The following is a 15,274-nucleotide window of genomic DNA, read 5'->3' as shown; positions in this document are numbered from 1 at the left end:
CCCGTCAGCTCTGTTTCGCCAACGCGGCCTCGATGCGCGCGGCGGCGGCGGCGGAGAAGCCCTTCCCTTCGAGCCCCTGCCCCGCAGCCGCCTGGCCCGTGAGCGTGCGGCGCTTGCCCGCCGGCAGGTGCGCCTTGCGCAGCGCGTGCGAGTCCCGGTGGCTGGCATGGGTGATGGCGATGGCCAGCGCGTCGGCGGCGTCGGCGATGCGGAACTCGGCCTTCGGCAGCAGGAAGCGCACCATCGCCTGGATCTGCACCTTCTCGGCATGGCCCGAGCCCGCCACCGTCTTCTTGATCAGGTTGGCGGCGTACTCGAACACCGGCAGCCCGGCGAGCGCCGGCACCACCAGCGCCATGGCCCGGGCATGGCCCAGCTTGAGGGTCGCCTGCGCGTCCTTGTTGACGAAGGTTTCCTCCACGGCGACCTCGTCGGGCTTCACGCTCTCGACGATGCGACCGATCCCCTCGAACAGCTCGCGCAGGCGCAGGGCCAGCGGCAGCTCGCCGTCCGAGGTCACGACGCCGCAATCGCCGTAGGTGAGCTTGGTGCCCTGCGCGGTGATGAGGCCCCAGCCGGTGCGGCGGAGCCCGGGATCGATCCCGAGGATGCGGACGGGGCTGGTCATGATGCTCCACGGCTCGACGAACGGCCCGAGGCTGCCGTACGTATCGTGAACGCCGGGTTTCACCAAGACACGGCTTCTGGAGGATGACCATGAGCGCCGACGCCCCGATCAGCCGCTTCCCGGTGCCGAAGCTCTCCGAGACGCCGGAGGATCTGCGCGCCCGGATCGCCCTTGTGCAGGAGAAGGCCGGCTTCGTGCCCAACATCTTCCTGGCGCTGGCGCATCGCCCGGACGAGTTCCGCGCCTTCATGGCCTATCACGACGCACTGATGGACCGGCCGGGCGGCCTGACCAAGGCCGAGCGCGAGATGATCGTGGTGGCGACCAGCGCGGCCAATGACTGCCTCTACTGTGTCATCGCCCACGGCGCGATCCTGCGGGTGCGGGCCAAGAACCCGCTGATCGCCGACCAGATCGCCGTCAACTACGACAAGGCCGACATCACCCCGCGCCAGCGCGCCATGCTGGCCTTCGCGGTCAAGGTCGCGACCGATTCCCGGAGCGTCGGCGCGGAGGATCACGCGGCCCTCTCCGAGCACGGGTTCAGCTCGGACGACATCTGGGACATCGCGGCGATCACCGCGCTCTTCGCCCTGTCGAACCGGATCGCCAGCGTCGCAGAACTGCGCCCGAACGATGAATTCTACGCGATGGGTCGGTGAGGCCGGCTCAGCCGCGGCGCCCGAGCAGGATGATCGCCGTCCCGGCGAGGCAGATCGCGCTGCCCGCGAGATCCCAGCGGTCGGGTCGGTGGCCCTCGGCGAGCCAGAGCCACAGGACCGACGCGGCGACGTAGACCCCGCCATAGGCCGCGAAGGTGCGCCCCGCGGCCGGGCTGTCCACCAGGGTCAGCAGCCCGGCGAAGGCCGCCAGCGAGGCCAGGCCCGGCACGATCCACCAGACGGAGCGGCCGAGCCGGAGCCAGGACCAGAACGCGAAGCATCCGGCGATCTCCGCAAGAGCGGCACCGACATAGGCGAGGAGTGACATGGACGCAGCTTGGCACGGCGTCGTGCGCCAAGCGACCGTCGTGAGGGCGAGCGCGGGCGCACGTTAAGTCCGCAGCAAGGATGATCCGGTCGATAGGTCCCATGAGCGCACGTGAGCCTGACCACGATCTGCTACTTCCGGGCGACGCCCCCCTGCGCGAGGCCGTCCAGGCCTGGATCGACGGGCTCGCGCGTGAGCGGCGGATGGCGCCCAACACCGTCGAGGCCTACGGGCGCGACCTGCGCCAGTTCCTCCACCACCTCGTCACGCGCCACGGCACCCCGACGATCCCGATGCTCGTGGCCCTGAAGGTGCGCGACATCCGCGCCTTCATGGCCGCGCGGCGGGCCGACGAAGTCTCCGGGCGCTCGCTGATGCGCATGCTCGCGGGCTTGCGCTCCTTCGCGCGCTATCTGGAGCGTGAGGGTTACGGGACCGTCTCGGCGCTCGGCGGCGTGCGCTCGCCCAAGGTGCCGCGACGGCTGCCGCGCCCCCTCCCCGTCTCTGCCGCGGTGGCGCTGACCGGCACGGGCATTCGCGCCGGCGAGGAGCGCGAGCCCTGGGTGCTCGCCCGGGACGCCGCCGTTCTGGCGCTGCTCTACGGGGCCGGCCTGCGCATCTCCGAGGCGCTGGGTCTCGCACGGCGCGACGCGCCGTTGCCGGGCATCGATCAGGTCACCGTCCTCGGCAAGGGCGGCAAGCAGCGGATGGTGCCGATCCTGCCGGTCGTCGCCCAGACCGTCGCCGATTATCTCGCCACCTGCCCGCTGCCGCTGCCGCCGGAGGGGCCGCTGTTTGTCGGGGCCCGCGGCGGCCCGCTCTCGCCGCGTATCATCCAGTACACGGTCGCCCGTGCTCGGGGCGCCCTCGGCCTGCCCGACACCGCGACGCCGCACGCCCTGCGCCACTCCTTCGCGACGCATCTCCTTGCCCGGCAGGGGGAACTCCGCGCCATCCAGGAACTCCTCGGCCACGCTTCCCTGTCGACCACCCAGCTTTACACGCAGGTCGATGCGGCCCGGCTGATGAGCGCCTACGCGGCCGCCCATCCCCGAGCCGGACGCTGATCTAAACTGCTAGAGCGGGCAATTTTGACGCAGTATGTTACTGGACTCTGCAGAATATCGACTGCCCCGAGTTAGCAGTCGTTTTCTTTAAGAGCTTCGTCATGATCTTTGGCCACTCTAGCTGACGAGACACGGATCGGCTGGGCGGGCGTCATGGAGCTTGAGGGGGGAATGACGCCGGCACGGGTTGTGATCGCGGATTGCGACACGGGCCGTCGCACAGCCCTCAGGGAGGTCGTTCAGCGCTTCGATGCCCGGGCCATCATCGATGAGGCGACCTCCGGTCAGGCGCTCTGCGACATCCTGCTTCGGCACCGTCCGACCCTGGCCTTCGTCGGCCTTCAACTCGAGGATCTGAGCGGACCCGAAGCCGTCGCGGTGGCGCGTCGGGCCGGCGCGGAACCGCCTTGCCTGGTTCTGGTCGCCACCCGCGTGCTGGCACACTGGCAGGACATCGCCACAAGTCTCGGCGCCTACGAAGTTCTGAAAACACCCCTCGACCCGAGCCATATCGAGCAGCTTCTGCACGCCGATGCCCGCCGCCGCGCGCCGACCCGGGCGCTGCTCGCCTGCTCGACGCCGGCGGGACGGTCCGCGATCAGCCGGGTGGTGGCGCGCAGCGGCTTCGCGATCGAGCTCGACGAGACGGATGACGGCCGCCACGCGCTGAAGCAGCTCAAGCTCGCGTCCTACGATTTCGCCTTCATCGACGTGAAGCTCGCCGGCATCGACGGGCTCGAACTCGCCTGCCAGATCCAGCCCCTCGGCCTCGGCACCCGAATCACCCTGCTGACTACGGCCGAGCTGGAGCCGGTCGCCCAAGCGGGCCGCTATTTCGGCGTCGATGCGGTGCTGCGGATGCCGTTCTACGCCCGCGACATCGACCTCGCCCTGCACAACGCCCTCGGCCTGCGCAGACCGTACCTGCTGAACGCCCTCACGGCTCCGCCCGCGCCGAGCGCGCTCCTGCGGATCGCCGATCTGCCGAATTCGCGGCGCAAGATCGCCTGATCGTCCTGCAAGTCTGAGAAACGACCGGCCGCTTGGGCGTGTCGTCTTTCCGGGGCCGCGCAGCGGAGCCCGGAACCCACAGCCGCCGACGCACTCAGGTCCTGCACGGCGTGCGGTTCTGGATTCCGGGCTCGCCATCGGCGACCCGGAATGACGGCGGATCGGCCTCGAAGGCGCTTCGTCACGGCCCGCACGTCAGGATGAGGAAGCGGGTGGGATCCCACCCGCCCGTCGCTCAGACGTGGATGGCGCGCTTGTTCACCGCGAGCGCCGCTTCCTTCACCGCCTCGGTCAGCGTCGGGTGCGCGTGGCAGGTGCGGGCGATGTCCTCGGATGAGGCACCGAACTCCATCGCCACCGCCACCTCGGCGATCAGGTTGCCGGCATCGGCGCCGACGATGTGCACGCCGAGCACGCGGTCGGTCTGGGCATCGGCCAGAACCTTCACGAAGCCGTCCGTGGTGCCGTTGGCCTTGGCGCGGCCGTTGGCCGTGAACGGGAATTTGCCGGCATTGTAGGCGATGCCGTCCTTCTTGAGCTCTTCCTCGGTCTTGCCGACCGAGGCGACTTCCGGGAACGTGTAGACCACGTTGGGGATCACGCCGTAATTGACGTGGCCGGATTGCCCGGCCAGCATCTCGGCGATGGCGACGCCCTCGTCCTCGGCCTTGTGGGCCAGCATGGGGCCGGCGATCACGTCGCCGATGGCGTAGATGCCGGTGACGTTGGTGGCGTAGTGCGCATCCGTCAGGATCCGGCCCTTGTCGTCCCGCTGGACGCCGACCGTGTCGAGACCCAGGCCTTCGGTGTAGGGCACCCGGCCGATCGCCACCAGGACCACGTCGGCCTGCAGCGTCTCCGCCGCGCCACCTGCGGCCGGCTCGACCGTGACGCTCGCGCCGCCCTTCTTGCCGACCTCGACGCCTGTCACCTTGGTGGACAGCTTGAAGGCGATACCTTGCTTGGTCAGGATCCGCTGGAACTGCTTGCCGACCTCGCCATCCATGCCGGGCAGCACCCGGTCGAGATACTCGACCACGGTCACCTCGGCGCCGAGCCGGCGCCAGACGGAGCCCAGCTCCAGCCCGATCACGCCGGCGCCGATGACGAGGAGCTTCTTCGGCACCCGGTCGAGTTCGAGAGCGCCCGTCGACGACACCACCACCGTCTCGTCGATGGTCACGCCCGGCAGGCGCGTCACGTCGGAGCCAGTGGCGATGACGATGCTCTTGGTCTCGAGCATCTGGTTGCCGCCATCCTCGGACACGACCTCGACGCGGCCCGCGCCGGCGATCCGGCCTGTGCCGTGGAAGGTCTCGACCTTGTTCTTCTTGAGCAGGAACTCGACACCCTTCGTGTTGCCGGCCACGCCCTCGTCCTTGAAGGCCATCATCTTCTTCAGGTCGAGCTTCGGCGTGCCGACGTCGATCCCAAGATCGGCGAAGTGCTTGTTGGCTTCCTCGAACGCCTCGGAGGCGTGGAGCAAGGCCTTCGACGGGATGCAGCCGACGTTGAGGCAGGTGCCCCCATGGGTCGCGCGCTTCTCGACGACCGCGGTCCGCAGGCCGAGCTGCGCCGCGCGGATCGCGCAGACATAGCCGCCAGGGCCAGTGCCGATGACGACGAGATCGTAAGACATGTGCGTTTGCTTCCGGTCGGTCGTGCCGCGTAAAAGACGGGCAAAGACTATGAGGTTGGACTCAGCGGCCGCCGCCGATGTCGAGGATGGCGCCCGTGGTGTAGGAGGCCTCCTCCGAGAGGAGCCACACGATCGGCGCGGCGACCTCCTCGGCGGTGCCGGCCCGCCCCATCGGGACGCCGGGGCCGAGGCGTTCCACCCGGTCGGGCTCGCCGCCGCTGGCGTGGATCTCGGTGGCAATGATCCCGGGCGCCACCGCGTTGACGCGGATGCCCTCGCCGGCGACTTCGCGGGCGAGCCCGATCGTCAGAGAGTCGATCGCACCCTTGGAGGCGGCGTAGTCGACGAATTGGCCGGGTCCGCCGAGCCGCGCCGCCACCGAGGACAGGTTGACGATCGATCCGCCGACGCCGCCGCGCTTCGTCGACATGCGCCGCACCGCCTCGCGGGCGCAGAGGAAGCTGCCGACGACGTTGGTGGTCATCATCCGCTGGAGCCGGGCCGCGCTCATGTCGGCCACGTCGGACTTCACGTCGACCACGCCGGCATTGTTGACGAGCGCCGCGAGCCGGCCGAGCCCGTCGGCCGCCTGGAACAGGGCGATCACGTCGGCCTCGCTGCCGACATCGCCCTTCACGGCGAGCGCCGTCCCGCCCTTGGCGGTGATCGCATCCACCACGCCCTGCGCCGCGGCGGCATCCGACACGTAGCTCAGGCAGACCGCGTAGCCGCGCTCGGCCAGGAGCAGCGCCACCGCGCGGCCGATGCCGCGGCTGCCGCCGGTGACGATCGCGACCCTGTTCTCAGCGCCCGTCATGACAGCCTCAGAGGTCCAGCACGAGGCGCGCCGGATCCTCCAGCGCCTCCTTGACCCGCACCAGGAAGGTCACGGCCTCCTTACCGTCGACGATGCGATGATCGTACGACAGGGCGAGGTACATCATCGGCCGCGCCTCGATCTTACCGGCGCGGACCACCGGGCGCTCTTCGATGCGGTGCATGCCGAGGATGCCGGATTGCGGCGCGTTGAGGATCGGCGTCGACATCAGCGAGCCGTAGATGCCGCCGTTGGTGATCGTGAAGGTGCCGCCCTGCATCTCCTCGATGGAGAGCTTGCCGTCGCGGGCCTTCTTGCCGAAGCCGGCAATCTTCTTCTCGATCCCGGCGATCGACAGGTCGTCGGCGTCGCGCACCACCGGGACGACGAGGCCTTTATCGGTGCCGACTGCGATGCCGATGTGGTAGTAGTTCTTGTAGACGAGGTCCTGGCCGTCGATCTCGGCATTGACCGCCGGCACGTCCTTGAGGGCGCCGATCACCGCCTTGGTGAAGAAGCCCATGAAGCCGAGCTTCGTGCCGTGCTTCTTCTCGAAGATGTCCTTGTACTGGCTGCGCATCGCCATCACGGCCGACATGTCGACGTCGTTGAACGTCGTCAGCATCGCCGCCGTGTCCTGCGCGTCCTTGAGGCGGCGCGCGATGGTCTGACGCAGCTTCGTCATGCGCACGCGCTCCTCGCGCGCGGCGTCGTCCGGCGCCGAGGGGGCGCGCGGCAGGGTCGGGCGGGCCTCCTTGGCGGGCGCCGACGGGGCCGGGCCCTTGGCGATGGCGCCGAGCATGTCGCCCTTGGTGACGCGGCCGTCCTTGCCCGAGCCGTTCACGCTCGACGGATCGACACCGGATTCGCGGGCGATCTTGGCAACCGCCGGACCATTGTCGCCGACCGGGCGCTGCTGAGCCGCAGGCGCGGCGGCATCACCGTGATTGCCGTAACCAGCCGAGGATTCCTGAGCCGGCGCCTCGGCCTTCGCGGGCGCAGCGGCCTTCGGAGCCTCGCTGCGGGTCTCGGCCTTGGTCTCGGCGGCCTCCTTCGGGGCCTCCTTCGGCGCGGCCTTCTTGGCCGTTCCGCCGCCGGCACCGGCCTCGACGATCGAGCCGAGCAGGGCGCCGGGCTCGACGGTCTCGCCGTCCTTGACCAGGATCTCGCCGAGCTGCCCGGCCGCCGGGGCGTTCACCTCCAGCGTGACCTTGTCGGTCTCGAGCTCGACGATCGGCTCGTCGGCCGCGACCGTGTCGCCGGGCTTCTTGAACCAGCGGCCGATCGTGGCCTCGCTCACGGATTCGCCGAGGGTCGGGACGAGGATGTCGGTTGCCATGCTCTTCTGCCCCGCGGGGGGCCTCCTCTGGATGTCGGGCCGCGACGTCAGCGCCGCAGGATCAGGGATGGAACGGGCGAGACGGTGTACCGGAAGCCTGCCTGCGCCATCAGGACGGGATCTGCTTCGCCGAGCGCCTGGGCCTGCGCCGCATCGGCTGCCTCGACCAGGGCCAGGCCCCAGGTGCCGCCGGACTCGAAGACGGGTCCGACCGCGATGGCGGCCCCGGCGTCCGCCTGCTCCATCCAGTAGCCTGAATGCGCCGAGAACAGCGCCTTCTCGGCCTCCGTCGCGTCGAACGGGAAGCTCGGGCGGGGCGGTTCCAGACGGAGCAGGAAATAGGCCATGGCCGGACGATCAGACCGCCAGGGCCTCGTTGAGGAAGGCCTGGAGCTGCGCCTGGTGCTTCGACATCTGGCCGACCGCCGTGGAGGCGGAGGCCGGACGGCCGACGTAGCGGGCGCGCTTCACCGCGGAGCCGGCCTGGCCGAGCACCCATTCGAGGTAGGGCTCGACGAAGGACCAGGCGCCCATGTTCTTGGGCTCCTCCTGGCACCAGATCACGTCGGCGTTGCGGAAGCGGGCCATCTCGTTGGCCAACGCCTTCAAGGGGAACGGGTAAAGCTGCTCGACGCGCATCAGGTAGATGTCGTTGAGGCCGCGCTTCTCCCGCTCCTCCAAGAGGTCGTAGTAGACCTTGCCCGAACAAAGCACGACGCGGCGGATCTTGTCGTCGCGCACCAGCTTGTTCTGCGCGCCCTCCTCCTCGGCGTCGTCCCAGAGGACGCGGTGGAAGGTCGAGCCCTCGGCGAGCGCGTCGAGATTCGAGACGGCGCGCTTGTGGCGCAGCAGCGACTTCGGCGTCATCAGCACCAGCGGCTTGCGAAAGTCGCGCTTCAGCTGCCGGCGCAGGATGTGGAAGTAGTTCGCCGGGGTCGTGACGTTGGCGACCTGCATGTTGTCCTCGGCGCAGGCCTGGAGGTAGCGCTCCAGGCGGGCTGAGGAGTGCTCGGGGCCCTGCCCCTCGTAGCCGTGCGGCAGCAGCAGCACGAGGCCGGACATGCGCAGCCACTTGCGCTCACCGGATGCGATGAACTGGTCGATCACCACCTGGGCGCCGTTGGCGAAGTCGCCGAACTGCGCCTCCCACAGAACCAGGGCGTTCGGCTCGGCCAGCGAGTAGCCGTACTCGAAGCCGAGCACCGCCTCCTCGGAGAGCATCGAGTTGATGATCTCGATGGAGGCCTGCCCCTCGCGGATCGCGTTGAGCGGCGTGAAGCGCTGCTCGTTCTCCTGATCGATCACCACCGCGTGGCGCTGCGAGAAGGTGCCGCGCTCGACATCCTGGCCCGAGAGGCGGACCCGGTTGCCGTCGAGCAGCGTCGCCCCGAAGGCCAGGGCCTCGGCGGTCGCCCAGTCGACGCCGACCCCCGTCTCCACCGCCTTGGCGCGGTTGTCCATGAAGCGCTGGATCGTGCGGTGCAGGTGGAAGCCGGGCGGCACCTGCGTGATCTTTCGCCCGATCTCCTGGAGGGTCTCGGCCGGCACGGCGGTGCGGCCGCGCCGCGGGTCGTCCACGTCCTCGTGCACGGCCTTCACGCCGGACCAGCGGCCGTCCAGCCAGTCGGCCTTGTTGGCCTTATAGTTGTTGGCGACGTCGAGCTCGGTGTCGAGCAACCCGCGGAACTCGGCCTTGCGGGCGTCGAGCGCCTCCTGGGTGACGGAGCCGTTCTCGACGAGCTTGCGGCCGTAATTCTCCAGCACCGACGGATGCTTGCGGATCCGCTGGTACATTTTCGGCTGGGTGAAGGCCGGCTCGTCGCCCTCGTTGTGGCCGAAGCGGCGGTAGCAGAGCATGTCAATCACGACCGGTTTGCCGAACTTCTGCCGGTACTCGACCGCGACCTTCGCCGCGAAGGTGACGGCCTCGGGGTCGTCGCCGTTGCAGTGGAAGATCGGCGCCTCGACCATCTTGGCCACGTCCGACGGGTACGGCGACGAGCGCGAGAAGCGCGGATCGGTCGTGAAGCCGATCTGGTTGTTGATGATGAAGTGGACCGAGCCGCCGGTGCGGTGGCCCTTCAGACCCGACAGGCCGAAGCACTCCGCCACCACGCCCTGACCCGCGAAGGCGGCGTCGCCGTGGATCAGGAGCGGCAGCACCGTGCGGCGCTCGATGTTGGGCTTGGCCCACTGGTCCTGCTTGGCGCGGACCTTCCCCAGCACCACCGGGTCGACGATCTCGAGGTGGGACGGGTTGGCGGTGAGCGACAGGTGGACGTTGTTGCCGTCGAAGGCGCGGTCCGAGGACGCGCCCAGGTGGTACTTCACGTCGCCCGAGCCCTCGACCTCGGCCGGGGAGGCCGAGCCGCCCTTGAACTCGTGGAACACCGCCCGGAAGGGCTTGGCCATGACGTTCGTGAGCACGTTGAGCCGGCCGCGATGGGCCATGCCGAGCACGATCTCACGGACGCCGAGCGCGCCGCCGCGCTTGATGATCTGCTCCAGCGCCGGGATCATCGCCTCGCTGCCGTCGAGGCCGAAGCGCTTGGTGCCGGTGTACTTGAGGTCGAGGAACTTCTCGAAGCCCTCGGCCTCGATCAGCTTGTTGAGGATGGCCCGGCGGCCCTCGGGCGTGAAGGAAATCTCCTTGTCCTTGCCCTCGATGCGCTCCTGGATCCACGCCTTCTCAGCGGGGTCGGAGATGTGCATGAACTCGACGCCGAGCGTCTGGCAGTAGGTCCGCTCCAGGATATCGACGATCTCGCGGATCGTGCCGAACTGGAGGCCGAGCACGTTGTCGAGGAAGATCGGGCGGTCCCAGTCGCTCTCTTGGAAGCCGTAATGCTGCGGGTGCAACTCCTCGTGGTCGCCGCGCGGGGCGAGACCCAGCGGGTCGAGCTTGGCGTGCAGGTGGCCGCGCATGCGGTAGGAGCGGATCAGCATGATCGCCCGCACCGAATCCTTCGTGGCCTGCTCCACCGAAACGCCGGTGGTCGCGGTGACACTGTCCTGCGGCTTGCCGGGCTTGGCGTCCTTGGCCTCGCGGGCGACGATCTTGTCCCCGATCGCCTTCTCCAGGGCGCCCCAGTTGCCGTCGAGCGCCGAGACCAGCTCGCCGTTCAGCGGCACCGGCCAGTTCGGCCGCTCCCAGGACGCGCCGGCAGCGTTCTTCTCGACCAGGGTCTCGTCCTCGCCGAGCCCCTTGAAGAAGGCCTGCCACTCCGGATCCACCGAGGACGGGTTGCGGGCGTAGGCCGCCTGCAATTCCTCGATGTAAGCGGCGTTGGCGCCGTAGAGGAACGAGGTTTCGAGGAGCGCTTCGTTCACGTCCTGGCGTGCCATGGTGCGTCCATCCTGTCGCGCGGGCAGGCTCCCCTGCCCTTCGGGCTCCCCGTCCACGCGGCGGATCGCCCTCAAACCGAAACGGGGCGGGTGACCGCCCCGCTGAAATCATCTGCACACCCGATATGGGCGTTGCGGCCCTGCGATAGCCGCAACGCAGGCGCGCTTGCCTCAGCCCTTCAGGACCTCGACCAGCGTCGAGCCCAGCCGGGCCGGCGACGGCGACACGCGAATGCCCGCCGCCTCCATGGCGGCGATCTTGTCCTCGGCGCCGCCCTTGCCGCCCGAGATGATCGCGCCGGCATGGCCCATGCGGCGGCCCGGAGGCGCCGTGCGGCCGGCGATGAAGCCGACCATCGGCTTCTTGCGCCCGCGCTTGGCCTCGTCCTTGAGGAACTGCGCCGCCTCCTCCTCGGCCGAGCCGCCGATCTCGCCGATCATCACGATCGACTCGGTCTTCGGATCGGCCAGGAACAGCTCCAGCACGTCGATGAACTCGGTGCCCTTCACCGGGTCGCCGCCAATGCCCACAGCGGTGGTCTGGCCGAGGCCGGCATTGGAGGTCTGGAACACCGCCTCGTAGGTCAGTGTGCCCGAGCGGGACACGATGCCGACGGAGCCAGGCCGGAAGATGTTGGCCGGCATGATACCGATCTTCGACTCGCCGGCCGTGACGATGCCGGGGCAGTTCGGCCCGACGAGGCGCGACTTCGAGCCGGTCAGCGCCCGCTTGACCCGCACCATGTCGAGCACCGGGATGCCCTCTGTGATGCAGACGATCAGCGGCACCTCGGCGGCGATCGCCTCGCAGATCGCGTCCGCCGCGCCCGGCGGCGGCACGTAGACCACCGAGGCCTCGGCGCCCGTGGCCTCGCGGGCCTCGGCGACCGTGTCGAAGACCGGCAGGCCGAGATGCCGCGAACCGCCCTTACCGGGGCTGGTGCCGCCGACCATCTTGGTGCCGTACGCAATGGCCTGCTCGGAGTGGAAGGTCCCGTTCTTGCCGGTGAAGCCCTGGCAGATGACCTTGGTATTGGCGTCGATCATCACCGACATGATCAGGCTCCCTTCACGGCGGCGACGATCTTCTGGGCGGCGTCGTCGAGGTCGTCCGCCGGGATGACGTTGAGGCCCGAGTTGCGGATGATGGCCTTGCCCTGCTCGACGTTGGTGCCCTCGAGGCGCACCACCAGCGGCACCTGCAGGCCCACCGCCTTCACGGCGGCGATCACGCCGTTGGCGATCACGTCGCACTTCATGATCCCGCCGAAGATGTTGACGAGGATCCCCTTCACGTTCGGGTCGGCGGTGATGATCTTGAACGCCGCCGTGACCTTCTCCTCGGAGGCGCCACCACCGACATCGAGGAAGTTCGCCGGCTCCTCGCCGTAGAGCTTGATGATGTCGAGGGTCGCCATGGCGAGGCCGGCGCCGTTGACCATGCAGCCGATCGTGCCGTCCAGCGCGATGTAGGCGAGGTCGTATTTCGACGCCTCGATCTCCTTGGCGTCCTCCTCGGTCTCGTCGCGCAGCGCGACGATGTCCGGGTGCCGGTAGAGGGCATTCGAATCGAAGGCCATCTTGGCATCGAGGCACTTGAGGTGCCCGTCGGCGGTCAGCACCAGCGGGTTGATCTCGAGGAGGCTCATGTCCTTGGCCACGAAGGCCGCGTAGAGCTTCTCGGTCAGCGCGGCCGCTTCCTTGGCCTGTGTGCCGGAAAGCCCGAGAGCCTTGGCGACGGCGCGGCCGTGATGGGGCATGACACCCGTCGCCGGATCGACCGCGATCGTGTGGATCTTCTCGGGCGTGTCGTGGGCCACCGCCTCGATGTCCATGCCGCCCTCGGTGGAGACCACGAAGGCGACGCCGCCGGTGGCGCGGTCGACCAGCATCGAGAGATAGAATTCCTCGGCGATCTGGGCGCCTTCCTCGATGTAGAGGCGGTTGACCTGCTTGCCGGCCGGGCCGGTCTGGATCGTCACCAGCGTCTGGCCGAGCATCTCGCCGGCATATTGCTTCACCTCGTCGATCGACTTGGTGACGCGCACGCCGCCCTTGGCGCCCTCGGGCGCGCCCTTGAAGGTGCCCTTGCCGCGTCCGCCGGCGTGGATCTGGCTCTTCACGACCCAGACGGGGCCGCCGAGCTCCTTGGCGGCGGCTTCGGCCTCCGACGGGTTGAAGATGGCCACGCCGCGGGAGACGGGCAGGCCGAACTCCTTCAGCACGGCCTTGGCCTGATATTCATGGATATTCATCGGAGCCTCGTAGGGAGGAGCGAATAGGTGGCAGCGGGCAGCGCGTGGCGATCGGGATGCGAATCCCCGAACGCCGCGCGCGGCCCGGTATCCGCTTACCGGTCAGGCGAGGTTGCTGTCGACGCCCTTGCAGGCCTCGATCAGGCCCGTCACCGAGGCGACCGACTTGTCGAACATCGCCTTCTCGGCGGCGTCGAAGGTCACTTCCAGCACGCGCTCGACGCCGTTGGCGCCGATCACGATCGGCACGCCGATGAACATGCCCTTCACGCCGTACTGGCCGTCGAGGTAGGCGGCGCAGGGCAGGACCCGCTTCTTGTCGCGCAGGTAGCTCTCGGCCATGGCGATGGCGGAGGCGGCGGGCGCGTAGAAGGCCGAGCCGGTCTTGAGCAGATTGACGATCTCGCCGCCGCCCTTGCGGGTGCGGTCGACCATGGCGTCGAGCTTCTCCTGGGTGGTCCAGCCGAGCTTGACGAGGTCGGTCAGCGGCACGCCCGCGACCGTGGAGTAGCGGGTCAGCGGGACCATGTCGTCACCGTGGCCGCCGAGCACGAAGGCGGTGACGTCCTCCACCGAGACCTTGAATTCCTCGGCCAGGAAATGGCGGAAGCGCGCCGAGTCGAGCACGCCGGCCATGCCGACGATCTTGTTGGTGGGGAGCCCCGAAAACTTCTGCAGCGCCCACACCATCGCGTCGAGCGGGTTGGTGATGCAGATCACGAAGGCGTCCGGCGCGTAGGTCTTGATGCCCTCGCCCACCGCCTGCATGACCTTGAGGTTGATGCCGATCAGGTCGTCGCGGCTCATGCCAGGCTTGCGCGGCACGCCGGCGGTGACGATCACGACGTCGGCGCCCTTGATAGCGCTGTAGTCGCTGGCGCCCGCATAGGTCGCGTCGAAGCCCTCGACCGGGGCGGCCTCAGCGATGTCGAGGGCCTTGCCCTGGGGCACGCCGTCGACGATGTCGAACAGCACCACGTCCCCGAGGTCCTTCAGGCCGGCCAGAAGGGCCAGGGTCCCGCCGATCTGGCCGGCACCGATGAGCGCGATCTTGTTGCGAGCCATGTCGGATTCGTCTCCGCTGCGTTCGACGTTCAGGATGTTCCGCGCGAGGCCGGGACCGTTCGTCCGCTTGCGTCCGAGGCCGGATTCGCCGCTCTGAAATCTGCGCGGCTGTGTGGCCGAAAAGCACCGCCGCTTCAACCCGATGCGCGACCAGCGGGGGCCCCCTCCTTCGGGTTAGGCGTCGCGGAGGGCGTCAGACGTGGATGGAGAAATGCCAGCGTCGCGAATGTTTTAGGTGCGGTGCACGCGGCCTCGTCGGTGCTGCAAAGCTCGGATGACAGATCCGAAAAGCTGTCATTTCGGGTCTCGGCCGGCTTCATCTTCCGGTCCGGAAACGCAGAAGGCCCGGACGCGGGGTCCGGGCCTGCCAAGAGAGCTGGGCGTCAGAGAGCGAGGCGTTTGTGTCGGCCTCAGAGGATTCCGGAGCGCAGAACCCGCTGGATCGCGTGGATGACAGCCCCGAACCGGGCCTCAATCAGGTCGCGCGGCACTTCGGCATCGTGCTGGATCGCCAGTGGATGCGTGAACCGGTAGCTCGCGTCGAAGATGTAGGCGATCGCCCGCTCCCGGTCGCGCGCCGAGAAGATGCCGGAAGTGATCCCCTCCTCGACCACGCGCTCGACCAAGCTGCGCAGTCGCACGCGGTGCCGCCGGGCGATCGGCCGGGCCGACACGGTTGCGTCGAGATGGACCGCGAACAGGTTCGGCTCATCGAACAGGGCGTCCCGCTGGACCGTCGCGAGGGCGGTCAGGAGCCGCTCGATCTTGTCGTCGGCGGGGTCGGGCGCGTCGGCGATGCCGGCGAGCCGGGCTTCGACCTCGCGCAGCCAGCGTCCCGCCACCGCGTCGAGGAGCGCGTCCTTCGACGGGAAGTAGCGGTATACGTTGGCGTGCGTCATGCCCGCCTCGGCGGCGACGGCTACGACCGTCACGCGCTTGGGCCCGAGCCGCGAGAGATGTTCGGTTGCGATACCGAGCAGGCGCACATCGGCCGCAACCGGTGCTCGGGGCCGCGTTGCGCCGGCCGTATTGCCACCATCGCGGGGCGTGCCGGTCTCGGCATCGGCGAGGGTGAGCTTGGCCTTGGCGGTGAGCGCCTCTTCCTTGGACCCGTCAGA

Annotated in this window: 14 protein-coding genes; 3 read left to right on the top strand and 11 right to left on the bottom strand. The window is 68.9% G+C overall.

Translation table 11 applies throughout. From position 1 onward, the window contains the following. Positions 1–4: 4 nt before the first annotated feature. Complete coding sequence (gene ruvC, locus AC3WSN_RS03905) at positions 5–628, bottom strand: crossover junction endodeoxyribonuclease RuvC (RefSeq protein WP_192708767.1); 624 nt, start codon at positions 626–628, stop codon at positions 5–7. An 89-nt stretch (positions 629–717) separates the two neighbouring features. Here ruvC and AC3WSN_RS03900 point away from each other — a divergent pair, with 89 nt between their 5' ends. Next, positions 718–1,290 (top strand): peroxidase-related enzyme, encoded by a 573-nt coding sequence (locus AC3WSN_RS03900; protein ID WP_492536422.1) that lies wholly within the window; start codon positions 718–720, stop codon positions 1,288–1,290. 7 nt (positions 1,291–1,297) lie between these two features. Here the strand turns inward: AC3WSN_RS03900 and AC3WSN_RS03895 are convergent, their stop codons facing one another. Continuing rightward, positions 1,298–1,618, bottom strand: a complete 321-nt coding sequence (locus AC3WSN_RS03895) for a YnfA family protein (protein WP_492536420.1) — start codon at positions 1,616–1,618, stop codon at positions 1,298–1,300. Positions 1,619–1,719: 101 nt separating this feature from the next. Here AC3WSN_RS03895 and AC3WSN_RS03890 point away from each other — a divergent pair, with 101 nt between their 5' ends. Both AC3WSN_RS03890 and AC3WSN_RS03885 read left to right on the top strand, forming a co-directional pair. Beyond that, positions 1,720–2,685 carry a tyrosine recombinase XerC gene (locus AC3WSN_RS03890; RefSeq protein WP_492536419.1) on the top strand — a complete coding sequence of 322 codons (966 nt, stop codon included), beginning with the start codon at positions 1,720–1,722 and terminating at the stop codon, positions 2,683–2,685. Between the two features lie 171 nt (positions 2,686–2,856). Next, a complete protein-coding gene (locus AC3WSN_RS03885; protein WP_238199587.1) occupies positions 2,857–3,696 on the top strand; it encodes a response regulator in 840 nt (279 codons plus the stop codon). A 235-nt stretch (positions 3,697–3,931) separates the two neighbouring features. Here AC3WSN_RS03885 and lpdA read toward each other — a convergent pair whose 3' ends face one another. The 9 genes from lpdA to AC3WSN_RS03840 form a co-directional block, all read right to left on the bottom strand. Further along, a complete protein-coding gene (gene lpdA, locus AC3WSN_RS03880; protein WP_492536418.1) occupies positions 3,932–5,335 on the bottom strand; it encodes a dihydrolipoyl dehydrogenase in 1,404 nt (467 codons plus the stop codon). A gap of 61 nt (positions 5,336–5,396) precedes the next feature. Beyond that, positions 5,397–6,152: an SDR family oxidoreductase gene (locus AC3WSN_RS03875; RefSeq protein WP_492536416.1), complete on the bottom strand. Its 756-nt coding sequence runs from the start codon at positions 6,150–6,152 to the stop codon at positions 5,397–5,399. Positions 6,153–6,159: 7 nt separating this feature from the next. Beyond that, positions 6,160–7,491, bottom strand: a complete 1,332-nt coding sequence (gene odhB / locus AC3WSN_RS03870) for a 2-oxoglutarate dehydrogenase complex dihydrolipoyllysine-residue succinyltransferase (RefSeq protein WP_192708761.1) — start codon at positions 7,489–7,491, stop codon at positions 6,160–6,162. A 47-nt stretch (positions 7,492–7,538) separates the two neighbouring features. Then, the gene (locus tag AC3WSN_RS03865) at positions 7,539–7,838 is read right to left on the bottom strand and encodes a YciI family protein (RefSeq protein WP_492536414.1); all 300 of its coding nucleotides are present in this window, start codon (positions 7,836–7,838) and stop codon (positions 7,539–7,541) included. 10 nt (positions 7,839–7,848) lie between these two features. Then, positions 7,849–10,836 (bottom strand): 2-oxoglutarate dehydrogenase E1 component, encoded by a 2,988-nt coding sequence (locus tag AC3WSN_RS03860; RefSeq protein WP_238199592.1) that lies wholly within the window; start codon positions 10,834–10,836, stop codon positions 7,849–7,851. A 171-nt stretch (positions 10,837–11,007) separates the two neighbouring features. Then, entirely contained in the window at positions 11,008–11,892 is an 885-nt protein-coding gene (sucD, locus tag AC3WSN_RS03855) for a succinate--CoA ligase subunit alpha (RefSeq protein WP_238199594.1), read from the bottom strand. 2 nt (positions 11,893–11,894) lie between these two features. Then, positions 11,895–13,091 carry an ADP-forming succinate--CoA ligase subunit beta gene (gene sucC / locus AC3WSN_RS03850; RefSeq protein ID WP_192708757.1) on the bottom strand — a complete coding sequence of 399 codons (1,197 nt, stop codon included), beginning with the start codon at positions 13,089–13,091 and terminating at the stop codon, positions 11,895–11,897. 102 nt (positions 13,092–13,193) lie between these two features. Then, positions 13,194–14,156, bottom strand: a complete 963-nt coding sequence (gene mdh / locus AC3WSN_RS03845) for a malate dehydrogenase (protein ID WP_192708756.1) — start codon at positions 14,154–14,156, stop codon at positions 13,194–13,196. A 410-nt stretch (positions 14,157–14,566) separates the two neighbouring features. Continuing rightward, positions 14,567–15,142, bottom strand: coding sequence for a TetR family transcriptional regulator (locus AC3WSN_RS03840; RefSeq protein ID WP_012317921.1), 576 nt, complete (start codon positions 15,140–15,142; stop codon positions 14,567–14,569). Positions 15,143–15,274 lie beyond the last annotated feature (132 nt).

This window comes from Methylobacterium sp. FW102-HT35C08 (assembly GCF_058790235.1).
Note: the sequence above shows the minus strand (reverse complement) of the source record. Positions and strands in the feature narration are given on the sequence as shown.